The 9355-nt window shown below is 70.6% G+C and carries 11 protein-coding genes and 1 pseudogene; 5 read left to right on the top strand and 7 right to left on the bottom strand.

The window, feature by feature from the left end; genetic code table 11:
• Nucleotides 1-275, bottom strand: a pseudogene (locus FNX44_RS29040) (erythromycin esterase family protein); the annotation flags it as partial.
• Nucleotides 276-410: 135 nt separating this feature from the next.
• Here FNX44_RS29040 and FNX44_RS18895 point away from each other — a divergent pair.
• Complete coding sequence (locus FNX44_RS18895; protein ID WP_173019227.1) at nt 411-959, top strand: GNAT family N-acetyltransferase; 549 nt, start codon at nt 411-413, stop codon at nt 957-959.
• 267 nt (nt 960-1226) lie between these two features.
• Nucleotides 1227-2345, top strand: a complete 1119-nt coding sequence (locus tag FNX44_RS18890) for an oxygenase MpaB family protein (protein WP_143649478.1) — start codon at nt 1227-1229, stop codon at nt 2343-2345.
• Between the two features lie 22 nt (nt 2346-2367).
• Here the strand turns inward: FNX44_RS18890 and FNX44_RS18885 are convergent, their stop codons facing one another.
• Nucleotides 2368-2583 carry a DUF397 domain-containing protein gene (locus FNX44_RS18885; RefSeq protein WP_143649477.1) on the bottom strand — a complete coding sequence of 72 codons (216 nt, stop codon included), beginning with the start codon at nt 2581-2583 and terminating at the stop codon, nt 2368-2370.
• Nucleotides 2567-3442 carry a DUF5753 domain-containing protein gene (locus tag FNX44_RS18880; protein ID WP_323369492.1) on the bottom strand — a complete coding sequence of 292 codons (876 nt, stop codon included), beginning with the start codon at nt 3440-3442 and terminating at the stop codon, nt 2567-2569. The genes FNX44_RS18885 and FNX44_RS18880 overlap by 17 nt, the downstream gene beginning before the upstream one ends.
• Before the next feature lie 131 nt (nt 3443-3573).
• Here FNX44_RS18880 and FNX44_RS18875 point away from each other — a divergent pair, with 131 nt between their 5' ends.
• Nucleotides 3574-3798 carry a hypothetical protein gene (locus FNX44_RS18875; protein ID WP_143649476.1) on the top strand — a complete coding sequence of 75 codons (225 nt, stop codon included), beginning with the start codon at nt 3574-3576 and terminating at the stop codon, nt 3796-3798.
• On the top strand, nt 3795-4070 hold the full coding sequence (locus tag FNX44_RS18870; protein ID WP_143649475.1) for a DUF7848 domain-containing protein: 276 nt from the start codon (nt 3795-3797) through the stop codon (nt 4068-4070). Before FNX44_RS18875 ends, FNX44_RS18870 begins: the two co-directional genes overlap by 4 nt.
• Nucleotides 4071-4487: 417 nt before the next feature.
• Here the strand turns inward: FNX44_RS18870 and FNX44_RS18865 are convergent, their stop codons facing one another.
• The 4 genes from FNX44_RS18865 to FNX44_RS18850 form a co-directional block, all read right to left on the bottom strand.
• Complete coding sequence (locus tag FNX44_RS18865) at nt 4488-4904, bottom strand: PIN domain nuclease (protein ID WP_143649474.1); 417 nt, start codon at nt 4902-4904, stop codon at nt 4488-4490.
• Nucleotides 4901-5152 (bottom strand): type II toxin-antitoxin system VapB family antitoxin, encoded by a 252-nt coding sequence (locus FNX44_RS18860; RefSeq protein ID WP_143649473.1) that lies wholly within the window; start codon nt 5150-5152, stop codon nt 4901-4903. The genes FNX44_RS18865 and FNX44_RS18860 overlap by 4 nt, the downstream gene beginning before the upstream one ends.
• Before the next feature lie 127 nt (nt 5153-5279).
• Complete coding sequence (locus FNX44_RS18855; protein WP_143649472.1) at nt 5280-5867, bottom strand: TetR/AcrR family transcriptional regulator; 588 nt, start codon at nt 5865-5867, stop codon at nt 5280-5282.
• Nucleotides 5864-7390 (bottom strand): 3-hydroxyacyl-CoA dehydrogenase, encoded by a 1527-nt coding sequence (locus FNX44_RS18850; protein ID WP_143649471.1) that lies wholly within the window; start codon nt 7388-7390, stop codon nt 5864-5866. Before FNX44_RS18850 ends, FNX44_RS18855 begins: the two co-directional genes overlap by 4 nt.
• Before the next feature lie 232 nt (nt 7391-7622).
• On the opposite strand from FNX44_RS18850, the gene paaN reads away from it, so the two are divergent.
• Complete coding sequence (paaN, locus tag FNX44_RS18845) at nt 7623-9317, top strand: phenylacetic acid degradation protein PaaN (protein ID WP_143649470.1); 1695 nt, start codon at nt 7623-7625, stop codon at nt 9315-9317.
• The last annotated feature ends 38 nt before the right edge of the window (nt 9318-9355 follow it).

Raw genomic sequence — 9355 nt, 5'->3', positions numbered from 1 at the left:
TCGCCACCCCGCACGTAGTCGTCCACCGCCCGCGACGCCGCGACGCTGGCCTCCATGGCCAGCGCGGTGAACCCCGCCTCCACCACCAGGAACTCCAGCAGCCGGTGCTTCAACCGGAAGAACTCACTGGTCCCGTGCGTCGCCTCCCCCAGCCCGACGACCCGCACGCCGTCCAACGCCGCCCCGAACGCCCGAAGATCCTCCACCGGACCACCCGGTCGAACCCCCTCCAACCGCCAGGCGTTCGCCGCCAGCCACGCCGTCAACCCCTCCACCGACACCCCTCCTCGACCATGCTCCGGGAACCCGAGTGTCCAAGTTTCCCAAGGACGCGGCCACGGCTTTCCCCGCGCGACCCGGAGCGCCGGAGCACTTGCCGCACGCCGCCACGCGGGGCAAGACTGCCGCCCGTGAGAGAGGAAGCGCCCCAGGGGACGGTCGAACTGCGGCCCCACACCGCCGCGAGTCTCGAACCGCTGCTGCGTTGGAAGAACGACGTGGAGATCCAGTGGCTCAGCGACGGCGAGACGCGCACGTACACGCGCGAGGACGTCGCCGCGACGCTTCAGCGGTGGACGCGCCCCAGCGACGACATCGTCCACCTCGCGATCAACCTCGTCGGCCGCCCGGAACCCATCGGCTTCCTGCACCTGGCACTCATCGAACGAGCCCACCGCCGCTGCCGCCTGGGCCTTGTCATCGGCGAGAAGAACATGTGGGGGCGGGGCTACGGACGCCAGGCGGCGACACACGCCGTCACCCACGCCTTCGACGTCCTCGACCTCGACCGGATCACTGCCGAGGTCCTCGCCGACAACCCGCGCTCAGCGCGGCTACTTGAACGAGTCGGCTTCGTCCGCGAAGGCGTCATGCGCGAGAGCGTCCAGCGCGACGGCAGCCGAGTCGACGAACTGATCTACGGCCTCCTCCGCGATGAGTGGACCAAGCGAGACGCCTGACCAGACCTCCCCGGCGACCACCGTGTCAGCCGCCACGTGGCAGGCACAGCGCTTCCGGCTCGACGACGGATCGATTCAGCCTCGTCCGTTCGGGTGAGGAGCGCCGGGTGCGGGCTGTGCGGGCCGAACGCAGGCCACTAGAACGGAGGCCGAGTGGTCCGCACTCCGGGTGAAGGCGTCACGGACAGGCGGGCTGCCTCCCCCTTCCTTCCTGCCTGCCTTCCCACCTTTACCCCTCCACCCGCTTGCCGTGGTGCTGAGACGGAGATGCGTGTGCCCGCGATGAAGTGGACCGATGAACTGCTGGACCCCCTGCGGAAGACCGGCGACCCCCTGGCCGACGCCGCAATCGAGGAGATCTACGCCCTCGGCCGGCAGGAACAGGTCCGCGAGGCTCTCCTCGTGCTGGAGGGCAACAGCGACGCCGTACCCGACGGACTGCCGCCGAAGCTGGAGGAGTACTTCACCCGCAGCGCCGTCCTGCCCGAGTGGGCCGACACGCGGTTGACGGCACAGGGCCAGGGCCTGCTCGGCCGCTACCAGGGGCACATCACCACCACGCTTCTGTGCGGCTCCTTGCCCCTGTGCTACAGCTGCGGCGACGGGGCGCAGGTCCTCCATCGCTCCACCCGCCTCACCCAGGGCGTCTTTCGACGCCTCATGGAGACCGCGCAGTTCGTCGTCGACGTCCTGGAGGCGGGCAGTCTCGGGCCGGGGGCGCGCGGAGTGCGCACGGCGCAGAAGATCCGCCTGCTACACGCCACGATGCGCTACCACCTTTCGCGGGAGGAGGACTGGGACGCCTCCTGGGGCGTGCCCGTCAACCAGGAGGACCTGGCCGCCACCCTGATGACCTTCTCCGTTGTCATCCCCCGCGGGCTGTCCCGGCTCGGTGTCGAGCTCACCGCCCAGGACAGGGACGCCTTCTTCCACATCTGGCGGATCATCGGCCATGTCCTCGGAGTCGACGTGAAGATCAACCCCTCCGCCTTCGACGACGGTGCCGCTCTGCTGGACGCCGTCGTACGGCGACAGCAGCGGCCGTCCGAGGCGGGAACTCTCCTGACGAAGGGCGTCCTGGACTTCATCCGCGAGGTCCTGCCGACCCCCCTGTTCGCCGGCGTCGGCCCCACGCTGATCCGCCATCTCGCGGGTGACGAGACCGCCGACATCGTCTCCGTCCCGCCGGCCGACCTCACTCAGCTCGCTCTCGCAGCCCAGTCCCCGCTGAGCTTCGGCTACGGCAAGGCCGGTGACACGGTCCCCCTCCTCGCCAAAGCGTCCAACGAACTGGGCCTGGCCGTCTTCAAGCAGGGCCTGCGCCTGACCAACAAGGGGCGCCGGTACCAGTGGCAGGTACCCACCGGCCTGACCCCCACCACCTGACCGAGCCCCGGCGACCCGCCTCTCAGGCGGGGAGGCTGCCTCGCCTCACCGCGCCGACGAACGAGGCCCAGGCGCCCGCCTCGAAGACGAGGGCGGGGCCGTCTGGGTCCTTGGAGTCGCGGACGGGTACGCCCCCGGCGTACCCGTCGGACACCTCGACGCAGCCGCCCGAAATGTTCTCGCTGTAGGTCGATTTGCGCCACGAGTGGAGAGTCGAGGCCTTAGGAATCGTCTTCACCTTCGTACTCTTTCAAGTATTTGTGGATCAAGTCGAATGATTCATCGTCCGTAAGGGCCAGGGAGCGGGCCAGGTCGAACCGCTGTGTCAGCTCCAGTACCTTTCGCGGAGTCTCCGTCGGTGCTCCGGAGTCGAAGCTCTCCACCGCTGCAATGGTCGCCCCATCAGACATCGTGTGCAAGGTAAGGGCTCCCCCGAGGAGCGGGTGCGCTCCCTTGTGGAAGGGGAGGACCTGCACCGTGACGTGCGGTCGGGTGGAGAACTGCAACAGATGCTGTATTTGGGTAACCATGCACTGTGTGCCACCGATTGGGCGCTTGAGTGCCGCTTCATCCATGATGCCCCAGTAGTAGGGAGGTTGCTCCCGGTCGAGGACTCGCTGGCGCTTCACTCGCACGGCTACGCGTTCGTTGATCTGTTCCTCGGACTCTCCCAGTAGCGAGCGCCGAAACGACGCTCGTGCGTATTCCGGAGTCTGGAGAAGTCCAGGAATGACGCTGCTGTTGAAAACCTGGATCCGTTCGGCCTCGGCTTCCTTGTTGACGGTTTTCCGGCTGTAGTCGGGGATCAGCGTGTCGTGTGCCAGCTCCAGCAGCTCGGCGAGCACGCCGTCCGTGTCGAAGAACTCGTCAAGCGTGTGGACCAGCGCCTCCGAGGGGAGCTGTTCGCCCAGTTCGACGCGGCCCAGGTAGCTGTGCGAGTAGCCGCCGACGCGTTCGGAGAGTTGGCGGAGTGACAGGCATCTGCGTTCACGCAGCCGCCGCAACCGCCTGCCCAACCTGACGCGTGGCGTCTGCCTGGCTTCCTCGCTGTTCAACTCCACTGCGTCGAACTCCCATTCGCTCAGCGCCCTGTCCACTGGCGGCATTTGGTGACGGCGGCGACGTGCGTCCGGAGGACAACGTCGGCAATTCTCGTGATGGCGGGAACACAGCACGTGACTACCTGTGCAACGAGGTTGCGCACAAGAGGCGTTCGGGAGTGAGAGACGTGACGGCGGAGCATGGAACGCTGGCAAGGATCCAGGAGGCCGAGGAGGCGCGCGAGGCACTTGGCGCCGCCCTGCGCCGTGCGGGAATCCAGCTTCCCGCGATGGATGTGCGACCGGTGGCCCGCGCCGACGGCCGAGGGTACGGGCTCGTGAGCCTCGGTGACTGCGCCGCCGCCGTGGCGCACCAGTTGGCGGCCGTCATCGAGAAGGGGGCCGCGCGGTGACCCGGCGCGTGTTCCGCTTCGTCCCGTTCACCATCGAGCAGGACCAGAGCGCGGCGCCTGAGTACGAGGCGTGCTGCGTCTCCGGCGACGAGGCCGAGTGCGGCGCCGCGTCCGGCTCGTACGGCCACCCCGGCCCGGTCGAGGAGTGGCTGCGCCGGCACACGCAGGCGACCGGGCACCTCCGCTACCGTCGCAGCTTCGGCGACTACGCGGTCCTGCGGCCCCCGGCGGGCCTCGTCGTTCTCGGGCCGACGAGCGGCGGTACGGCGTGATGTTCACTCCGGCCGTCGAGCGGCCTTGGCGAGACTCGTGGCCGCTGGTCACGCAGCCGGGAGACGGCAACCGGTGGGCACCGGGCACGTGTTGGCTGTACTGCCGACGCGAGGGTGTGGCGGTGTTGTGGATCGGCTCCGCCGCCACGCCGGGCGCGACGGGCGACGTCTACGCCTGCGGGCCGTGCCTCGCCGAACTCGACCACCTGGTCCGAAGCCAGGCCCACGCCCGGGACGGCGGTCCGAGCGCCGAGCGGTCCTGTCCGCATAGCCGAATCGAGCAGCGTGACGGCAAGGCCCACTGCCACAAGTGCAAGCACCAGGTCTACCCTAGGAACGTGAGTGCTCGGTGGCTGACGACGAGCAGGCTCTGCCCTCACCCATCGGCAAACCCTGGTGAGTCATGGCCGTTTCGGCTCAGTCGGCGGTGCCGGGCTCCACTACCCACTCGGCTTGCAGTCCGCTCACCGAAGCGATCATGTCGAAGTCTCCGTCGTAGTGGAGGACCGTGGCCCGATGTCGCTCGGCGGTTGCCGCGATGAGGACGTCGGCCAGCGACAGCGCCCGGTGAAAGGCGGCGTTCAGGGCCAGAGCCTGGATCTCCAGCGCCCGCTCGAACTCTTCGTCATTGCAGGGCAGGTAGTCGAATCCACGGAGCAGGGTGCGCAGTCGCAGCGCCTCGGGCTTTCCACGCGCCGAGTACAGAACCTCGTACTCGGTCGGGGCGCACACAGCGAGGAGCCCGTCGCGGTCCAGTGCATCCAGCCGCGCCCGCACTGGCGCTTTGCCTCGGCGGGCCAGCGCCGACTTGTCGATGAGGTAGCGCCCCTTCACGCCGCGGAAGCCCCGCCTTCGCGCTTCAGCGAGCCGTCCGGGTTCCGCGGCCCCGTCTGCGAACGGATCTCCGCGAACGCGTCCTCGAACTCGCCGTCGTCAATGGCATCGAACAGCTCCCGGCGCAGCCGCAGCTTCACGCCCTCCTCCATAGCCGCCCGCACCGCGGCGGCCTTGGTCTTCACTCCGTACACCCGCATTGCCTGCTCGACGATCTCGTCATCCAGATCGATCACAGTCCTGGCCATCACTTATCCCTCCACAGCTCGACGACGACGTCAACGATATCAAATGAGACTCAAAGGAGATATCAAAATGCTGAGAGGGTCCCGGTCAGGGTCGGCGGTGCGACCCGGGGTCCCGGGCCCTTCGGGCTCAGACGCGGAGGCCGGCGAAGGCCATTTTGGCGACGGCTTCCGCGACTTCCTCGCGGGCGGCGAGGGTGCCGCGTTCGGGGCGGTACCACTCCACGATGGAGTTGATCATGCCGAAGAGGAGTCGTGTGGCGAGGCGGACGTCGACGTCGGCGCGGAGGTCGCCTTCGGCGGCGGCCTGCTTGAGGAGCGCGGCGACCTGCTGGTCGAACTCGCGGCGGCGGGCCAGTGCCCAGCGCTCGGTGTCGGTGTTGCCGTGGACGCGCAGCAGCAGCGTGACGTAGGGGAGCTCCGCCATCAGGACCTCGGCCGTGCGGCGCGTGACGTGTTCGAGGCGGTCGACGGCGCGGCCGTTCACCGCCTCCGGCTCGTCGAGGATGGCGAAGAGGTGGTCCAGGGCGCGGGCTATGGCGCGGCGGAGCAGTTCCTCCTTGCCGCGTACGTGGTGGTAGATGGAGGACTTGGAGATGCCGGCGGCCTTCGACAGGTGTTCCATCGAGGTGCCGTCGTAGCCGCGCTCGTTGAACACTTGGACGGCGACGGTGAGCAGGCTGTCCGGGGTGTACGTGTCGCGCTTGGGCATGGTCATGATTCTGCCCCCTTGCGGCGGAGGAGCGAGCGGCCAGGGGCGTAGCGGCCGGTGGGGTACTCGCGGTGGAGGTTGTGGAGGACGTCGGCGACCCAGTCGGCGCCGAGGTCGTCGCACCAGCGGAGGGGGCCGACGGGGTAGTTCACGCCGAGCCGCATCGCGGTGTCGACGTCGCCGGCGCCGGCGACGCCCCGGCCGACGGTGTCGGCGGCGAAGTCGGCGAGCATCGCGACGGTTCGGGCGACGATCATGCCGGGGACGGGTTCGATGACGCTGACGGCCTTGCCGAGGGCCTGGAAGAAGCCGGTGGCCTCGGCGAGGTCGGCGACGGACGCGGCGTCGGCGGGGGCGAGCGCGACGCGGGTGGCGGTGCGGTAGTCGAGGGCCAGGTCGAAGTGGATCTCGCGGCCCCGGGGCTGGCTGCCGTCGGCGAGGCGCAGGAGGGCGCCGCCGGGGAGTTCGAGGCAGCCGTGGCGGGTGGTGTCTCCGGGGGTGGTGGGACCCTCGGCGGTCGCCGCCGGGGTGCGGAGGGCGATGCCGGCTTCGGCGGCGAGCGCCGGAAGCGCGGCGGCGGGGCCGAGCCCGCCGTGCGGGACGGCGTACTCCGGCGCGGGGCAGGGGCGCGCGGTGTGCGGTTCGGGCCGGGACGCGCCGGGGGTGTGGTCGTACCAGCCGCGTCCGGTCTTGCGGCCCAGCCGGCCGGACTGGACGAGTCGGCGCTGGGCGAGCGAGGGCGTGAACTTCACGTCCTGGAAGAAGGAGTCCCACACGCTGCGGGTCACGGACTCGTTGACGTCCTGACCGATGAGGTCGGTCAGCTCGAAGGGGCCCATGCGGAAGCCGCCGGACTCGCGGAGCACGGCGTCGATGGTGGCCGGGTCGGCGGCGCGTTCCTCGTACACGCGGAAGGCCTCGGCGTAGTAGGGGCGGGCGACGCGGTTGACGATGAAGCCGGGGGTGTCGGCGCAGCGCACCGGCGTCTTGCCCCAGGCGGTGGCGAGTTTGACGGCGCGCTCGGCGGTGGCCTCGTCGGTGGCGTGCCCGCTGACGATCTCGACGAGGGGGAGCAGCGGCGCCGGGTTGAAGAAGTGCAGGCCGACAAAGCGGCCGGGCAGGCGCAGCGCGGCGGCGATGGCGGTGACGGAGAGGGAGGAGGTGTTGGTGGCGAGCAGGGTCTCGTCGGAGACGACCTGTTCGAGGGCGGTGAAGAGCTGCTGCTTGGCGCCGAGGTCCTCCAGGATCGCCTCGACGACGACGTCCGCGTCGGCGAGGTCGCCGACGCCGTCGGGGCCGGTGTGGGCGTGCAGCCGGGCGGCGGCCGCCGCGCGCTCCTCGGCGTCGAGGCGGCCCTTGTCGACCAGCCGGTCGAGGCGGCCGAGGACGGCTTCGGCGGCCTGGGCGGCCCGGTCGGGGGCGACGTCGTGCAGCCGGACGGTGTGTCCGGCCAGCAGCGCGACCTGGGCGATTCCCTGGCCCATGGTGCCCGTACCGACCACCGCGACGGTGCCTGTGGCGTCCCGCATGATGCCCCCTGCTCGCTTGGCTGCTGGCTTCACGGCCCGGTCTGCGGTCGTTGCGCGCCGACCGATCGTTCGGTCACTGTAGCGCCGGAGGGCTGTTTCCCGCCCCTCCGGGGCCCGGGGTCGGGAATCGTCCTGGCCGGTCCGGCCCTCTTGTCCCGACCGATCGTTCGGTTACCCTGGCCCCAGTCCCGCTCGTCCACACCCCGGACTCTCGACGAGGAGATGGTCCCCGATGGCCGCCGCGCCCACCACAGTGCAGTTGATCGAGAAGCACCGCCCGACCCTGGACCGGGCCCTCGACACCGTCCGCAGCCGCGCCTACTGGTCGCCGCACCCCGAGCATCCGAAGGCGTACGGCCAGGAGCACGGCTCGCTCGACGCCGCCGCCGGGAAGGCCGCGTTCGACGCGCTGCTCGGCGGCCGCTTCGAGCTGGACCAGCCCGGCACCGTCGGCTGGGGCGGCGCGGAGCGTTCCCCGTACGGCCTCGACCTGGGCGTGGAGTACCCGCTGGTCGACGTGGACGTGCTGCTGCCGGCGATGCGTGAGGCGATGCCGGACTGGGCGGCGGCCGGGCCCGAGGCGCGGGCGGCGGTGTGCCTGGAGATCCTGTCGCGGATCAACGCCCGCACCCACGAGTTCGCGCAGGCCGTCATGCACACCAGCGGGCAGGCGTACATGATGGCGATGCAGGCCGGCGGCCCGCACGCCCAGGACCGCGGCCTGGAGGCCGTGGCCTACGCCTACGCCGAGCAGACCCGCACCCCGGAGCGCGCGCACTGGTCGAAGCCGCAGGGCAAGCGCGACCCGCTGAACCTGGACAAGACGTTCACCGCCGTACCGCGCGGCATCGCCCTGGTCATCGGCTGCAACACCTTCCCGACCTGGAACGGCTACCCGGGGCTGTTCGCCTCGCTGGCCACGGGCAACCCGGTGCTCGTCAAGCCGCACCCGCGCGCCGTGCTGCCGCTCGCGCTGACCGTGCGCATCGCCCGCGAGACGCTGGCCGAGTCCGGATTCGACCCCAACCTGGTCGCGCTCGCCGCCGAGGAGGAGGGCTCCCGCATCGCCGCGACGCTGGCCGTCCGGCCCGAGGTGCGGATCATCGACTACACCGGCTCCACCGAGTTCGGCGACTGGCTGGAGGCCAACGCCCGCCAGGCGCAGGTCTACACCGAGAAGGCCGGCGTCAACACGGTCGTCGTCGACTCCACGGACGACTACCGGGGCATGCTCGCCAACCTCGCGTTCTCGCTCTCCCTCTACAGCGGCCAGATGTGCACCACGCCGCAGAACGTGCTGATCCCGCGCGGCGGCATCAGCACCGACGGCGGGAAGAAGTCCTACGACGAGGTGGTCGCCGACCTCGCCGCCGCCGTCGACAAGCTGCTCGGCGACGACGCCCGGGCCGTCGCGCTGCTCGGCGCGATCGTCAACCCGCAGGTCGGCGCCCGGATCGACGCCGCCGGAGGGCTCGGCGAGGTCGCGCTCGCCTCCCGGCAGATCGAGCACCCGGAGTTCCCCGGCGCCACCGTCCGCACCCCGGTCATCGTCAAGCTCGACGGCGGCAAGACGGACGCCGAGGCCGCGTACCTCAGCGAGTGCTTCGGCCCGGTCTCGTTCGCGGTGGCCGTCGACTCCACCGCCGACGCCGTCGAACTGCTGCGCCGCACGGTGCGGGAGAAGGGCGCGATGACGGTCGGCGCGTACACCACCGACGCCGACACCGAGCGGCTGGTGGAGGAGGCCTGCCTGACCGAGTGCGCCCAGCTGTCGCTCAACCTCACCGGCGGCGTCTACGTCAACCAGACGGCCGCGTTCTCGGACTTCCACGGCAGCGGCGGCAACCCGGCCGCGAACGCGGCGCTGTGCGACGGCGCGTTCGTCGCGAACCGCTTCCGGGTGGTGGAGGTCCGCCGCCAGGCGTGAGCTCCCGGCGGGGGTCCGGCGCGCACGTCGCGCCGGAC

Source organism: Streptomyces alkaliterrae (genome assembly GCF_007097205.2).
Classification (GTDB): domain Bacteria; phylum Actinomycetota; class Actinomycetes; order Streptomycetales; family Streptomycetaceae; genus Streptomyces; species Streptomyces alkaliterrae.
The sequence above is the reverse complement of the archived record's forward strand: the minus strand, read 5'-3'. Positions and strand labels throughout refer to the sequence as shown.